The following is a 15,487-nucleotide window of genomic DNA, read 5'->3' on the forward strand; positions in this document are numbered from 1 at the left end:
CTGCCTTGGAGAGGCCTTTTTTTCATGCCTATTGATTACTATAACTTGATTTCTGTTCTCACTTTGCTGAAAATAATAGTCGGAGTTTATAAAGAAATTTAGGAGTGCACAGCCATGCGGAATAAATTATATTATCAAGACCCGTACATTCAGACTTTTTCATCCGCCATTTTGAAACAGGAAAGCGATGACTCTGGAAACTGGTATGTTGTTCTAAAGGAAACGGCTTTTTATCCAACTGGTGGCGGTCAGCCGCATGATACCGGAACAATCGGTGGAAAAGCTGTCATAAATGTAGAAGAAATCGAAGGGGAAGTTCGTCATTATCTTGAAGAGCCTTTAGAGGAAAAGGATAAAGAAATCCAGGGAGCAATCAATTGGACACGAAGATTTAATCATATGCAGCAACATTCTGGGCAGCATATTTTATCAGCTGCGTTCAACCAATTGTTTCATTATCAAACCGTGGGCTTCCATTTAGGGAAAGAGACGGTGACCATTGATTTAGAAACAGATACTTTAACGGCGGAAGAGGCCTATACAGCTGAGGAACTAGCCAACCAAGTGATCTTAGAGAATCGGCCAATCGAAGTAAAATGGGTGACGGAAGAAGAATTATCCTTTTACCGGCTGCGTAAAGCAACAAAAGTAAAAGAAGATATTCGACTTGTGATTATTCCCGAATTTGATTACAATGCATGCGGCGGGACCCACCCGAATACAACGGGAGAAGTACAAGCTATCAAAATACTTGATTGGGAAAGGCAAAAGAAAAAAGTCCGAGTTCAATTTGTTTGTGGGAATCGTGTTCTTCAGCAGCTGAACGAAAAGAATAAAATTTTATTGGATCTAACCCGGCTCTTAAATGCCCCTGAGAAAGAAATGGGACAGGCTGTAATACGTCTTCTTGAAACTGGAAAAAGCCTTGAGAAATCACTTGAACAGACCCAGGATCAGCTTTTACATTATGAGGCAAAGGAATTGCTTATAAAATATAAAGATCAAACCATCGGCGAAGTTTATCAAAACCGTACGATTCAAGAGCTACAAAAGCTGGCGCGTTTGATTACAACCGAAAATGGAGGTTCACTTGTCTACCTGTTGTCCGAAAATGAAAACCGCTTGCAAATCGTATGTGCAAGAGGCACTGCCAGGTCGGAAAATATGAAAACAGTTATTGGAAAGGCTCTTGCCCTTATTAACGGAAAAGGCGGCGGCAATGACTCTTTTGCTCAGGGCGGTGGGGAAATGAAAATCTTAGGGGAACAAATGCTGCAACACCTAGTTAATTCCTAATTAAAATTTAAAAAAAGGCAAATGTTAATAAGTAGGAAGAGAAGAAGTATTTCGATAGAATTTTTTGCATAAAAGTTGTTTGAAATAAATTTTCTATTATAATTAGGGGTAAATGAAATTTTTTTCAACTACTGAAGGGATGAGTTTAATTTGAGGACACAACAAGTAGGAGTAGTTGGCGTTGGTGTTATGGGAAGAAGCCTGGCGCTAAATTTTGAAAGTAAAGGTTTTTCTGTCTCTATTTATGATCTATCAATTGAGAAAGTAAATGAAATACTTGATAGTAACCAAGGAAAAAACCTATATGGGACAACAGATATAAAAGAGTTTATTCAATCACTTGAAATTCCACGCAAAGTTCTATTAATGGTAAATGCCGGGCCGATTACGGATAAAGCGATCGAGTCTCTCTTACCCTATTTGGATAAAGGTGATATCCTCATTGATGGTGGAAATAGCTTTTTCAAGGATACAATCCGTAGAAATTCCGACCTTGCCGAAAAAGGAATTCTGTTTATTGGCGCAGGCGTTTCCGGCGGGGAAGAAGGGGCGCTTAAAGGCCCGGCAATTATGCCAAGTGGTCAAAAAGAAGCATATGATGAGGTAGGACCGCTTTTAACGGCTATTTCTGCAAAAGTAAACGGGGATCCATGCTGTACATATATTGGGCCAAACGGGGCTGGGCATTACGTGAAGATGGTTCATAATGGCATCGAATATAGCGACATGCAGCTTATTTGTGAGTCCTACCATCTCATGAAAGAGCTGCTTGGTTTAACTGCAGAGGAACTCCATGAAGTATTTAAGGAATGGAACGAAGGAGAACTGGACAGTTATTTAATCGAAATCACGGCGGACATTTTTTCGAAAAAGGATTCTGACACAGGGAAACCGCTTGTTGATGTTATTTTGGATACGGCTGGTCAAAAGGGAACGGGAAAGTGGACAAGTCAAAGTGCGCTTGATTTGGGAGTACCGCTTTCGATTATCACGGAATCTGTTTTTTCACGATTCCTTTCCGCTTTGAAACAGGAACGTGTTAAAGCGAGCAAGATTTTAAACGGTCCTGCCAAATTTGATTTTACCGGGGATAAGAAACAATTTATCGAATTGATTCGAAAATCATTATATTTAAGTAAAATTGTTTCCTATGCACAAGGATTTGCCCAATATAGGGTGGCTTCTGATGAGTATGGATGGGATTTAAAACCAGGAGAAATTGCGATGATTTTCCGTGGCGGCTGTATCATTCGTGCAGCATTCCTGCAAAATATCAAAGAGGCATATGACCGTAATCCGAATTTGGAGAACCTTTTATTGGATTCATATTTCCAATCAATCGTCGCTGATTATCAGGATGCTGCGAGAGAGGTGGTTTCCGTTGCCATTAAGGCTGGTATACCGGTTCCGGGGCTATCTAGTGCCATTGCTTATTATGACAGTTATCGCTCTGAGGTTCTTCCAGCGAACCTGCTCCAAGCACAGCGGGATTATTTTGGTGCTCATACCTATCAGAGAGTGGATAAAGAAGGCACCTTCCATACAGAATGGCTTGCAAAATAGAATGGACAAAGCCAGGCAGATTTTATAAATTTGCCTGGCTTTTTATTAGGGAGAAAAAAACGTATACTAAAACTATTAAATGGGGGTGAGATCAATGGGAATTTTTGATGGAATAATGGGGAATGCATCTGAAGTAACCCCTGCAGAATTACAAAGGGAATATGCGAAAGTCCTTGCATCAAATGAAAAAATTGAAAAAGCGTATAAATTAATTCGAGATTTATTTATTTTTACAAATAAACGCCTGATATTAGTGGATAAACAAGGGTTAACGGGGAAAAAGACCGAATATCACTCCATTCCATATAAAAGTATTACACATTTCAGTATTGAAACAGCAGGTAATTTTGATTTAGATGCTGAATTAAAAATATGGATTTCCGGAAATGCGCTGCCGCTTCAAAAACAATTTAATAAGAACTTAAATATTTATGAACTTCAAAGCGTTTTGGCGGAATATGTACTTAAATAGGGGAATTTAGGTGATAGGAATATGGAAATTAGTCAGCTTCAAACGAATTTAAAATTTGTCGATTTATTAAATGAATGGGATCCTTTTCAATTAAAAGAGGGGAACTATGATACAGAGATTGCTGATACGATTCAGGCGATTCATGAATTGGAGGATCCGTCCGAACTTGCGGAAAAAATTCAAAGCATTTACGAGTTTTCTTTTGAACAGGTCATACCCATCGACCTCTGTCTTGAGATTGCGGGGAAACTGTTGGTCATAAAAAACAGTGACTCCTGCTCAATTTAAATAGGTTGTTATTTCCGCTCCATGCACAAGCGGTTCGTGGGCGGTCAGGGGAGCCTCTTCCGCGGGTCTCCCCTGCTCCATACTCCCACAGGACATTGAACTGCATCCTTGAATCCACCCACGCACGAAGGAAATGCGTTAGCATTTTCGAGGAGTCTTCGTGCCTTTCGCTCCAATCAACGTTGTTCATAAATCAACATCGTCCTTTAACACAGCTAAATAAAAAAAGAGGACATCCCGGAATAGGGTGTCCACTTCAAAAAGGGGGAATACTAGAAAGCCTTATAGAATAAGGATTTCCAGTTTCCTTTTTTTTATACATAAAATGGAGAAAAAATAAAAAAAGCGGCATATGCCGCGCCATATCATATACTCAAATGTTTCTACAATCCTTGATCAATGGTAGAGGATTGTGTATGAAACGCTTGGTCTAAAAGTTCTGATGCAGGAATATCTAATACGGTTGATAGCTTTAAAATCGTCTGTCTGCTTGGAACTTGCTCTCCAGATTCGTATTTTTCAATCGTAGATAATCCTACTCTAACCTTTTGCGCCAATTCTTGCTGTGTCATATTTTGCATTTCACGGCAGTTTTTAATTATTTGGCCGATTGATCTCATACTATTCACCTCTCCTAGAAAAAATTACTTTTATACATATTTTATCATACTATATCAATAAAGCCGATGGTGAAATTGAACATTGTGTTAATTTTTAAAATATTTCTAGCAATTTTTATTGCCTTTTTGATTTAATGCCATAATTGTGATATAATTTTTTATTGCATATATTGGGATATAAATAAATCATGATTTAGGAGTGTTTTCATGTCGGAAAAAATCGAAACAGGCAGTATATTAACAGGTAAGGTAACAGGAATTCAGCCTTACGGTGCATTCGTAGCGCTAGGGGAAAATACACAAGGTCTTGTGCATATTTCTGAAATTACACACGGCTATGTAAAGGATATTAATGACCATCTTAAAGTTGGCGATGAAGTAAAAGTAAAAGTTTTATCTGTAGATGAGGAAGCAGGTAAAATTGGTTTATCGATTCGAGCTACCGAAGAAGCTCCTGCTCAGCAGGCTGCAAAGCCGGTCAAAAAGCCTCGCAAGCGCCAAGCAGCTGCAATTGTTCCAGATGCTGAAGGAATGCAAGGATTTAATACACTAAAAGATAAGCTTCAAGAATGGATTGACCAATCACAGCGCGAAGAAATAAAAAAATAATAACCAAAAAGCCCGGATGTTTAGAGTTCATATAACATCTGGGCTTTTTTATTGGCTATGTTAAAGACCCTGTTGATTTTTAGTAAAGTTGATTGGAGGGGAAGGCACGAAAGACTCCTCTAAAATGCTAACGCATTTCCTTCGTGCGTGGGCGGATTCAAGGATGCAATTCAATGTCCTGTGGGAGTACGGGTCAGGGGAGACCCCGCAGGAGCAATGCGACGAGGAGGCTCCCCGAACCGCTTGTGCTGGAGCGGAAATCAACAACCAAGTTTAACAATGCCTTTTTATTAACAAAATCTAGTAAAAATCTTTTTTGATATTGGGTCATTCTTTTTCTTCCCTCGGCTACAATAATATTAGTACATATTTCATCATTGAAATGGAGGAAAGCTTTATGGCAGCAGAAATAGATACAAATAAAGTAATTGAACAAACAGAGAAATATGGTGCCCATAATTATCATCCGCTTCCAATTGTCATTTCACGTGCAGAAGGAGTATGGGTGGAGGACCCTGAAGGCACTAAATACATGGATATGCTTAGTGCCTATTCGGCCGTTAACCAAGGACATCGTCATCCAAAGATTATTCAAGCCCTAAAGGATCAGGCGGATCGAGTTACCTTAACATCAAGGGCCTTTCACAACGATCAGTTAGGGCCTTGGTATGAAAAAATTTGTAACTTAACAAAAAAAGAAATGGCTTTGCCTATGAATACAGGCGCAGAAGCGGTTGAAACAGCCTTTAAAGCAGCACGCCGCTGGGGATATGACGTGAAAGGAATTCCGGAAAATCAGGCGGAGATTATTGGTTGCAATGGGAATTTCCATGGCAGAACAATGACGGCTGTTTCTTTGTCATCCGATCCCGAGTACCAAAGAGGTTTTGGTCCAATGCTTCCGGGGATAAAGTTAGTTCCATATGGTGATTTAGAGGCATTGAAAGCAGCGATAACCCCTAATACTGCGGCCTTTTTAATTGAACCGATTCAGGGAGAGGCTGGAATTGTCATCCCACCGGAAGGCTTTATTAAAGCGGCATTTGATCTTTGTAAACAAAATAATGTTCTTTTTATTGCCGATGAGATTCAGGCTGGCTTGGCACGTACCGGGAAAATGTTTGCATGTGAATGGGAAAACATTGAACCGGATGTATATATATTAGGTAAAGCATTAGGCGGAGGGGTAATGCCGATTTCATGTGTTTGTGCCAATAAAGATATATTGGGTGTATTTAATCCGGGATCCCACGGTTCTACCTTTGGGGGAAATCCACTTGCTTGTGCTGTTTCTATTGCTTCGCTTGATGTATTGGTCGATGAAAGGCTTGCTGAAAAATCCCAAGAGCTTGGCGAGTATTTTATTAGTAAGTTAAAAGAAATAAACAATCCAAAAATTAAAGAAGTCCGCGGACGCGGGTTGTTTATTGGAGTGGAATTAACTGAACCTGCACGTAAATATTGCGAAGAATTAAAGGAGCAAGGACTGCTTTGTAAAGAAACGCATGATACAGTCATTCGATTTGCACCACCGCTTGTGATTACGAAAGAAGAATTGGATTGGGCAATAGAAAGAATTCAAAAGGTGTTGGGCTAAAAAAAAAATCCTTGCTAAATATAGGCAAGGATTTTTCTTTTTTGTTCAGTTCGAGCACTTGGCATCTCCGATTTTTATTACCTTGTTTCTGTTTCAGGTGACTCTTCAAAGTGTTCATTTGCCTTGAATAAAAGGCCGAGATTTAAGAGTCCAGCTACTCCAACTAATCCATAAATAATCCGTGCGAGTGCGGTATTTTGGCCGCCAAAAATGGTTGCCACAAGATCAAATTGGAAAAAACCTATTAATCCCCAGTTTATCGCACCGATGATGGTAAGTACTAAGGCAATCCGCTGCAGAGAACCCATATATGTAGACTCCTCCTTTTTTATTAATTCCTATCTTTAGAATGAAACAATTTCCAAAATTATATTCGCTTTTTCTTTTGAAAACATAAAACTAGTTTTTTGCAATTAACATCATAATAATAAATAATGAAGAAGGAAAAGGAGTTGAGATTTATGGAGAATTTTACTTTTTGGAATCCAACGAAATTGATTTTTGGAAAAGGGCAACTTGAACAATTAAAAAACGAGATTCCGAACTACGGACATAAGGTTTTACTGGTGTATGGAGGCGGAAGTATTAAACGAAGCGGCCTTTATAATCAAGTATTAGATATATTAAAAGAACTAAATTGTGAGGTTTTTGAGCTTCCAGGTGTGGAACCGAACCCCCGTTTATCAACGGCTCGAAAAGGTGTAGAAATTTGTAAACAAGAAGGAATCGAACTCCTATTAGCCGTTGGCGGAGGGAGTGTGATTGATTGCACAAAGCTGATTGCTGCCGGGGCTAAATATGATGGGGATGCCTGGGATTTAGTAACTAAAAAGGCAATTGCCACTGATGCACTGCCATTCGGGACGGTCTTAACACTTGCTGCAACTGGTTCTGAAATGAACTCAGGTTCTGTGATCACGAACTGGGAAACAAAGGAGAAGTATGGTTGGGGAAGTCCTGCCACATTCCCGAAATTTTCAATTTTAGATCCAGTTCATACTTTTACGGTCCCAAAAAATCAAACCGTTTATGGGATTGTTGATATAATGTCACATACTATAGAGCATTATTTTCATCTTGAAGAAAGTACGGATTTTCAAGATCGCATGTGCGAGTCATTATTAATTACTATAATGGAAGCAGCGCCTAAATTATTGGCGGACCTTGAAAATTATGAATACAGAGGAACGGTTCTTTACTGTGGAACAATGGCATTAAACGGCATCCTTAATATGGGCTACCGCGGGGATTGGGCTACCCACAATCTGGAGCATGCCGTTTCAGCCGTTTATGATATTCCGCATGGCGGCGGACTTGCCATCCTCTTTCCTAACTGGATGAAGCACAATCTTAACGTTAAGCCTGAACGGTTCAAACAGCTTGCTGTCCGGGTATTTGGTGCAAACCCGGATGGAAAGAGTGCGGAAGAGGCAGGTCTGGAAGGAATTCAAAAACTGCGTGACTTCTGGAACAGTCTCGGAGCCCCATCACGTCTGGCAGATTACCAAATTGATGATAGCAAAATTGACCTGATGGCTGACAAGGCAATGGTAAATGGTGATTTTGGTAATTTTAAAAAGTTAAACAGGGAAGATACTTTAGCAATTTATCGTAGTTCAGTATAAGCTTCAAAGGCCCAGGCAGCCAATGCCTGGGTTTTAAAAAATCTGTCGAAAATGGACGCGCTTTCATTGTGTGCCCGTTCTTGATTATCAACCCGGCATTCGTTAAAGTGGTTATTGAAACTAAATTTACTGGAGGATCCTACATATGACACACGTTCGCTTTGACTATTCAAAAGCATTAACCTTTTTTGGGGAACATGAACTTACATATTTACGTGATGCTGTGAAAGTTGCACACCATTCTCTTCATGAAAAAACAGGGGCTGGCAGCGACTTTTTAGGGTGGATTGACCTTCCAACTGAATATGACAAAGAAGAGTTTTCCAGAATCCAGAAAGCTGCAGAAAAAATTAAATCCGATTCAGATGTTTTACTTGTAATTGGAATTGGCGGTTCATACCTTGGGGCTCGTGCAGCGATTGAAATGTTAAACCATAGCTTTTATAATGTCCTTCCTAAGGAAAAACGGACTACACCTCAAATTATTTTTGTCGGCAACAACATCAGTTCTAGTTATATGAAAGATGTCATGGACTTGCTGGATGGCAAAGACTTTTCAATCAATGTTATCTCTAAATCTGGGACAACAACAGAACCGGCAATTGCTTTCCGGATCTTCCGCAAGCTGCTGGAGGAAAAATACGGCAGGGAAGAAGCACGTAAAAGAATTTTTGCAACCACTGATAAGGCAAGAGGGGCTTTGAAAACATTATCCAATGAAGAGGGCTATGAAACGTTTGTGATTTCGGATGATGTCGGAGGTCGTTATTCTGTTTTAACAGCAGTCGGTCTTCTGCCAATTGCGGTAAGCGGAGCAAACATTGAAAAAATGATGGAGGGGGCAGCACAAGCCCAAGAGGACTTTAGCCATTCGGAACTTGAAGATAATGCAGCCTATCAATATGCTGCTGTAAGGAATGCTCTGTATAATAAAGGCAAAACGATTGAAATGCTCATCAACTATGAGCCGGGACTTCAATATTTTTCAGAATGGTGGAAGCAGTTATTTGGCGAAAGTGAAGGTAAGGACCAAAAAGGAATTTTTCCTTCGTCCGCTAATTTTTCAACTGATTTACATTCATTAGGACAATATGTTCAGGAAGGGCGCCGCGATTTATTTGAAACGGTAATAAAGGTTGAACAGCCACGTCATGAATTGACCATTGAAAAGGCAGATAATGATTTAGATGGCTTGAATTATCTTGCCGGTCAAACGGTTGATTTTGTGAATAATAAAGCCTTTGAAGGAACGATGCTCGCCCACACAGATGGCGGAGTACCAAATTTAATCGTGACCATCCCATCACTCGATGAATACACATTTGGCTATCTTGTTTATTTCTTTGAAAAAGCCTGTGCAATGAGCGGTTATTTACTTGGAGTGAATCCATTTGACCAGCCGGGTGTTGAAGCTTACAAGGTAAATATGTTTGCCTTATTAGGGAAACCAGGATTTGAGGAGAAAAAAGCAGAACTTGAAAAGCGGTTAAAATAACAGAAAGAGAGTGCTGAAAATCATCAAGCACTCTCTTTTTGTTTTGAAATTCTTTCTGTTGGAGAAACTATCTTCATTGAAGATAAGGAGGTTTTATGATGATTGAGTTACCATCAAAGGTAGAGGGGCAACAGTTTGATTTGTATAAGCTGGAACAAAAATTGAAGCCAATCGGCTATATGATTGGCGGTAATTGGGATTATGATCATGGTGCATTTGATTATAAAATCGATGGTGAAGACGGGTATGAATTTTTAAGACTTCCATTCCAAGCGGTTGACGGGCAGCTTGATGCAAATAATTGTACAGTTGAATTAGGGAGACCATTTCTCCTATCCCATGAATACCAATCGGACATCGATGAACGTGTCGATTCGGCAGGGACCTTTAATCAATTTCAGGAACCTGTTGATAAAGATGCCAGTTTCCCTACTCAGTTTATTGACAATGGTAAAGCACTTGTACAAGAATTAGAATCAGTTTTATTATCAGAGTAGGGATTATTTAAAAATTAACAGTAAATCATGTTTTTCTATTCTGAGGGAGTGGGAAGGATTTAAAATGGTTTCTTCCCCTCTTTTGATCCCCATTACTAAACTTCCTTCTTTTAAATGATGATGACAGACCTCTATGAAGGTTTTTCCCATTTCATTTTCATTTACAGTGTTGGCGGACAATCTGCTTTCCTGTAATTGATGGACGAAATCCGATAAAAGCCCATCCCCGTTAGAATGAAGACTGTTTACCATAAATACACTTGTTAATTTATTGGATTGAATGACCTCGTCTGCTCCTGCTCTAAGTGCATTTACCACTTGTTCCGCAGTTAAGATTTCCACAATACATTTTACCTTTGAACATAAGCCTTTAATGGTTAATAAGGTTAAAATACTGTTCATATCGGCTTGAAGTTCATCATTTCCCCGATCGGCCGTTATCAAAACCTTTTCTGCCACCGATATATTACTTTTTGTAATCGTTTCATCAACATGACCCTTGCCTTGAATAAAGTGGACAAATTTTGAATGGACCGGGTTTGCTTCAAGAGTTTCGTCAATTAAAACAACCATTTGCGGAGACGTTGAACGGGTGATCTTATCAATCAACTCTCTTGACCTTTCATTCCAGCCAATAATGATAATATGGCCTTCTCCTTTAAATGCAATTTTTCCTTCGGATAAGGCATCCTGTTTTGTCACAGCAGCAGCTGCTAAGGTTCCAAAATAAGAGGAAACGATACCGGCGCCAAGCAAAATTAGAATTAAGGCGATAAACCTGCCCAAAAGGGAATGTGGAACATAATCCCCATACCCTACCGTTGTTCCGGTAATAATCGCCCACCAAATACCATCAAATATAGAAGGGAAGGTTTTGGGCTCGACAAAATGTATAGAAATTCCAAATACTAGAAACACTAGTAAGGCAATTAAGAGGATTCGAATTAAGAGAGGTAATCTTAAAAAACTAATATAAACACGGTTTGGCATGTTCTCACCCCGATACTCGATTCTATTCCATTATTGACGTAAAGAAGGCTAATCTAATCAGGTATCAATATTTTCTATTGCTAATTTGTCACAAAAAAATTACCTTTTTCATGGATTGTTCTATTGTAAACATTTACAAAATCGAATAAATTATGAATAATAGTATGCAATCAGAATCAACATGAAATGGGGTCTGAGGACATGAATATTACAGTAAACGCACTATTATCCAATATTGAAAAAACAAGATTAGAAATGATTCTATTAGCTCATCAGTTTGGATATTCTAATCCCCATGTGGTTCAATGCAGTCAAAAACTCGACCTTTTGCTAAATGATTATAGTAAAAAGATAAATATGAATTAAAAAAACCTTCCTGGTCTCAGGAAGGTTTTCAGATTGTCGAGAAAGGTTATTTTTCTCGGCAATTTTCCATTTTGTCTAAATCTAAAATACCAATTTTTATTATATGATTGTCCATGCTAGTGGGCCTGTTGATTTCCGCTCCAATCAACAGGGATTAGATCATTAAGAATTGCAACACACCTTTTCCAATCTGGCTAAGTGTGTTGCAATTTTTTTTATATTTGGGCTGGCCCCAGTAAGGAGAGCCTGTTCACTTACATTCTCCATCCCCATAATCAGCAGTAGCGAAGCCGTACAGCCATTTTGAATCTCCAAAGTTTAGCTCAATTTTTTCCTTTCTAAATTTATAAAGCATTTTTCCCCATTCTGATAAGGAATAGAAACATGAACATTGCCAGGCGTAATGAGTGGAATCCGTAAATAAAAATACGCCCCTCGGCCATTTTGTGATTCTTTGTCTTGAGACCAACTTCATCGAAAAAATCGTTAAATATATCAGTATCTTTAAAATATGGTGTTGACGATTTCCGTTGAATCGTTGAATGCTGTGGAACGAATCATGGAATTTTAGGAGTAAAAATCGATAGCAAATGATCATTGTAATTTCTCTCTTTCAGAACGAATAAAAAGTACCCCATCAACATTATTTTAAAAAGAATTAGGGAATCAGATAAGAGACCATTATTCTTGCTATAAAAGACGAAATTTTTTTAGGAAAAAAGAAAAATCTATATGATTTTGTAGGTAAAGAAGGTGGTCTTCCGGAACTAATCTATCAATAAAGACAAATTCATATTCACTTTTCCTAGATTCTATTAGCTTAAACATTAAATTTACTACTGATTTTTATTAATTATTGGGAGTTGTAGGACTGTATTGTAAACACCTGTTGATTGGAGAGGAAGGCACGAAGACTCCTGCGGGAGTACGGGGCAGGGGAGACCCCGCAGGAGCAAAGCGACGAGGAGGCTCCCCGACACGCCCGCGGAAAGCGAAGTGCCTGGAGCGGAAATCATCAGACCAGTTGAACAGCCTATATATGAACCTTATTATAATAAATTATTAAAAGAAAAGAATGGAATAAAGAGCTATCGAAAGTTTTTCAACAGCCTAAACACCTTCCTGGTCTCAGGAAGGTTTTTTTTCTTATTAGGAGTATGAAAAGTTTTCCAATCATATGAAAGGGATAATTTTCTACTGGAATGCAAAATTTAACTATAATTAAAAATTTTGAGGTGTAGCAGGTGTTTAGTGAAACGAAAAAGGAGCAAAAGTTGATTTTTTTTGCTTTGTTGGTTTTGGCAATTTATTTATCCCCGCTTTTTATACTACAGGAAAATGCCCATATCCGTGTTCACGATAATTTAGATTCAAATTTGGCGTGGTATAAGGTGCTGGCAAAAAGCGGAGAAATGTTCGGCCCGGTAAATGGAATGATTCCTCAAATTATTAATGGAGTACCAAGAAATACATTCGGAACAGAGTTTAGCCTGATTGTCTGGCTATATGCTCTATTTCCAACGATGATTGCCTATGGAATCAGCCAAGCCATTACAAGGATTGTTGCTTTTTTTGGAATGTATTTGCTTCTAAAGAAACATTTTCTGCCGGGGGATAACTGGAGTTTTTATCAAGTAAGTGCTGCATTAGCCTTCGCCCTAACCCCATTTTGGCCGTCGGGAATGTTAAGTACGTTGGGAATGCCTCTTGCCCTTTGGGCTTTTCTAAATATCCGTAAGGGACAAGGAACAGCCAAAGATTACGTAACACTTACGTTGCTGCCGTTATATTCAAGCATCGTTCTAGGATTTTTCTTTTTTTTAAGTGCAATGGGAATTTTTTGGCTGGTTGATGTGATAAGAAGGAAAGGGTGGAATCTACATTTTTTATTTTCCATCGTGTACATGATCTTCATTTTCATGATAGTAGAATACCGTTTAGTGTATTCCTTTTTATTCGTTTCGGAAGCAAATAGCAGGGATGAATATTTCCATGCCCATTTACCTTTATGGCGGGCGATTAGACTGACATTTAAAAACTATGTGCTGGGGCATACCCATGTCATGACTGTACATACTCTCTTTATCCTCCCAGCGACATTTATTGCTTTGTATTTTATTTATAAGAAAAATATATGGAAACAAGAAAAGCTCTACGTGTTCTTATTTATCTTAAATTTTGTATTGTCCCTTTGGTATGCCTTTTGGTTTTACAAGGGGTGGTTGCCAATTACAAAGCGGTTTCATTTTATGGATACGTTTAACTTTGCCCGTTACCATTTCCTACGGCCGCTCGTCATTTACGCTAGTTTCGCTCTTGCCTTAAAAATTATTTCGCTTCAAGGGAAAAGTTGGGCTAAAACCGCTAAATGGTTTGTCGTACTGCAACTGCTGGTTTTAGGGTTATTTAACGATGAAATTATTTACCATCAGAAACCGACAGTAAAAGAATTTTATGCAGAGGACTTGTTCAAAGAGGTAAAAGAATACATCGGTCTTCCACAGAAGAATTACAGGGTTGCCAGTATTGGGATTCACCCGGCTGTATCTCAATACAATGGCTTTTACACGCTTGATACGTACAATAATTTTTATCCGCTAACCTATAAGCATCATTTCCGGAAAATAATTGAAAGGGAATTAGCAAAAAATAAAACAGTTCGCACCTATTTTGACAAATGGGGTGGGCGCTGTTACCTATTCACGGCCCAGCTTGGAAAAAGATACATGATCAAAAAAGACTCAAAAAGGCACTTAAAGGATTTACAGCTAAATACAGCCGTGTTTAATCAATTGGGCGGCCAATATATTTTTTCAGCCTTACCGATTGATAATGCAGAGGAAAATCAACTGAGCCTTGAAAAGGTGTTTAAGTCAAAAACCTCAGCATGGAAAATTTATTTGTATAAAACAATCGAGACATCGGAGGTAATGACTAGATGATTGAAGCAAACCTTACGATTGTGGTTCCTTGCTATAACGAGGAGGAAATCCTGCCTGATACGATTTTCGAATTAAAGCAGCTTTTAGAAAGCTTGAAAGAGGAAAAGCTTGTTTCCTCTTTCAGCAAAATCCTTTTTGTCGATGATGGCAGTAAGGACCGCACCTGGGAAATTATTTATAAAGAAGGTTTGAAAAATGAAGCGATCCGAGGCCTTAAGCTATCTCGAAATGCCGGCCACCAAAACGCACTATTAGCGGGTCTTTTTACGGCAAAGGAAACGTCAGACTGTCTAATTACGATTGATGCCGATCTCCAAGATGATATTCAAGTAATCCGGGAGTTTATCAAAAAATATCATGAAGGCTGCGAGATTGTTTACGGGGTCCGAAAAGGTAGGGAAACGGATACAATCTTTAAAAGAAGCACGGCGCAAGGTTTTTATAAAGTGATGAAAAAAATGGGTGTCGATTTAATTTATAATCATGCTGATTTTCGACTAATGAGCAAAAGGGCAGTAGAGGAACTGGAACGCTTTAAAGAGGTAAATTTATTTTTAAGGGGAATTGTTCCGCTCCTTGGTTTCCGTTCAGATGTTGTTTATTACGACCGGAAAGAACGGCTTGCCGGCGAAACGAAGTATCCATTAAAAAAGATGATTGCATTTGCCCTTGACGGTATTACTTCTTTCTCCGTGTCTCCGATTCGTTTTGTCTTGTTTATCGGTTTTGTCTCCTTTTTTATGAGTCTTTTATTTGGGGGGTATTTTTTAACTCTTAAGTTTTTAGGGAATACGCAAACTGGGTGGACCTCGCTTATTACGTCCATTTGGCTGATTGGCGGCTTACAGCTGATTGCTATTGGATTGATTGGAGAATATGTTGGGAAAATCTATAAAGAATCAAAGCAGCGTCCAAAATATATCATTGATATTGATTCCTTTAATTTGCCGGTTTCCAGGAACCACTTACTAAATCGAACCCTTGAAGATGAATTTTTTAAAAGAGAGCTAAAAAAAGTTACTGAAAGGAACTAAGCTAAAACGAGTTTTTCTGAATATAGGAAAACTCGTTTTTTTGTGGTACAACCCATCTTTCCCGAATAAAAATGAAAAGACAGGCTTTATTTT

The 15,487-nt window shown here is 38.7% G+C and carries 15 protein-coding genes; 12 read left to right on the top strand and 3 right to left on the bottom strand.

Annotated elements, in window-relative coordinates; genetic code table 11:
* Positions 1 to 114 precede the first annotated feature (114 nt).
* From E2K98_RS09910 to E2K98_RS09925, 4 genes are all read left to right on the top strand, one after another.
* Complete coding sequence (locus E2K98_RS09910; protein ID WP_133334078.1) at positions 115 to 1,296, top strand: alanyl-tRNA editing protein; 1,182 nt, start codon at positions 115 to 117, stop codon at positions 1,294 to 1,296.
* Between the two features lie 150 nt (positions 1,297 to 1,446).
* Positions 1,447 to 2,859: an NADP-dependent phosphogluconate dehydrogenase gene (gene gndA, locus E2K98_RS09915; RefSeq protein ID WP_133334079.1), complete on the top strand. Its 1,413-nt coding sequence runs from the start codon at positions 1,447 to 1,449 to the stop codon at positions 2,857 to 2,859.
* A gap of 94 nt (positions 2,860 to 2,953) precedes the next feature.
* The gene (locus E2K98_RS09920; protein ID WP_026576079.1) at positions 2,954 to 3,331 is read left to right on the top strand and encodes a PH domain-containing protein; all 378 of its coding nucleotides are present in this window, start codon (positions 2,954 to 2,956) and stop codon (positions 3,329 to 3,331) included.
* 21 nt (positions 3,332 to 3,352) lie between these two features.
* Positions 3,353 to 3,619: a DUF1871 family protein gene (locus E2K98_RS09925; protein ID WP_133334080.1), complete on the top strand. Its 267-nt coding sequence runs from the start codon at positions 3,353 to 3,355 to the stop codon at positions 3,617 to 3,619.
* A gap of 383 nt (positions 3,620 to 4,002) precedes the next feature.
* On the opposite strand, the gene E2K98_RS09930 is transcribed toward E2K98_RS09925, so the two are convergent.
* Positions 4,003 to 4,239 (bottom strand): helix-turn-helix domain-containing protein, encoded by a 237-nt coding sequence (locus E2K98_RS09930; protein WP_026576081.1) that lies wholly within the window; start codon positions 4,237 to 4,239, stop codon positions 4,003 to 4,005.
* 207 nt (positions 4,240 to 4,446) lie between these two features.
* On the opposite strand from E2K98_RS09930, the gene yugI reads away from it, so the two are divergent.
* Both yugI and E2K98_RS09940 read left to right on the top strand, forming a co-directional pair.
* Positions 4,447 to 4,848, top strand: coding sequence for a S1 domain-containing post-transcriptional regulator GSP13 (yugI, locus tag E2K98_RS09935; protein ID WP_026576082.1), 402 nt, complete (start codon positions 4,447 to 4,449; stop codon positions 4,846 to 4,848).
* A gap of 397 nt (positions 4,849 to 5,245) precedes the next feature.
* Positions 5,246 to 6,445 (top strand): ornithine--oxo-acid transaminase, encoded by a 1,200-nt coding sequence (locus E2K98_RS09940; protein WP_133334081.1) that lies wholly within the window; start codon positions 5,246 to 5,248, stop codon positions 6,443 to 6,445.
* 77 nt (positions 6,446 to 6,522) lie between these two features.
* On the opposite strand, the gene E2K98_RS09945 is transcribed toward E2K98_RS09940, so the two are convergent.
* Positions 6,523 to 6,753, bottom strand: a complete 231-nt coding sequence (locus E2K98_RS09945) for a DUF378 domain-containing protein (protein WP_133334082.1) — start codon at positions 6,751 to 6,753, stop codon at positions 6,523 to 6,525.
* Between the two features lie 153 nt (positions 6,754 to 6,906).
* On the opposite strand from E2K98_RS09945, the gene E2K98_RS09950 reads away from it, so the two are divergent.
* The 3 genes from E2K98_RS09950 to E2K98_RS09960 all read left to right on the top strand — a co-directional run bounded on the left by E2K98_RS09950 (position 6,907) and on the right by E2K98_RS09960 (position 10,062).
* Positions 6,907 to 8,070, top strand: coding sequence for an iron-containing alcohol dehydrogenase (locus E2K98_RS09950; protein WP_133334083.1), 1,164 nt, complete (start codon positions 6,907 to 6,909; stop codon positions 8,068 to 8,070).
* Between the two features lie 145 nt (positions 8,071 to 8,215).
* Positions 8,216 to 9,565: a glucose-6-phosphate isomerase gene (locus tag E2K98_RS09955; RefSeq protein WP_133334084.1), complete on the top strand. Its 1,350-nt coding sequence runs from the start codon at positions 8,216 to 8,218 to the stop codon at positions 9,563 to 9,565.
* 98 nt (positions 9,566 to 9,663) lie between these two features.
* Entirely contained in the window at positions 9,664 to 10,062 is a 399-nt protein-coding gene (locus tag E2K98_RS09960) for a YugN-like family protein (protein ID WP_133334085.1), read from the top strand.
* A gap of 3 nt (positions 10,063 to 10,065) precedes the next feature.
* On the opposite strand, the gene E2K98_RS09965 is transcribed toward E2K98_RS09960, so the two are convergent.
* A complete protein-coding gene (locus E2K98_RS09965) occupies positions 10,066 to 11,052 on the bottom strand; it encodes a potassium channel family protein (RefSeq protein WP_133334086.1) in 987 nt (328 codons plus the stop codon).
* Between the two features lie 201 nt (positions 11,053 to 11,253).
* On the opposite strand from E2K98_RS09965, the gene E2K98_RS09970 reads away from it, so the two are divergent.
* The 3 genes from E2K98_RS09970 (at position 11,254) to E2K98_RS09980 (ending at position 15,394) form a co-directional block, all read left to right on the top strand.
* Positions 11,254 to 11,418 carry an aspartyl-phosphate phosphatase Spo0E family protein gene (locus E2K98_RS09970; protein ID WP_133334087.1) on the top strand — a complete coding sequence of 55 codons (165 nt, stop codon included), beginning with the start codon at positions 11,254 to 11,256 and terminating at the stop codon, positions 11,416 to 11,418.
* Between the two features lie 1,244 nt (positions 11,419 to 12,662).
* The gene (locus E2K98_RS09975; protein ID WP_133334088.1) at positions 12,663 to 14,360 is read left to right on the top strand and encodes a DUF6044 family protein; all 1,698 of its coding nucleotides are present in this window, start codon (positions 12,663 to 12,665) and stop codon (positions 14,358 to 14,360) included.
* Positions 14,357 to 15,394: a glycosyltransferase family 2 protein gene (locus E2K98_RS09980; protein ID WP_133334089.1), complete on the top strand. Its 1,038-nt coding sequence runs from the start codon at positions 14,357 to 14,359 to the stop codon at positions 15,392 to 15,394. Before E2K98_RS09975 ends, E2K98_RS09980 begins: the two co-directional genes overlap by 4 nt.
* The last annotated feature ends 93 nt before the right edge of the window (positions 15,395 to 15,487 follow it).

Source organism: Bacillus salipaludis (genome assembly GCF_004358205.1).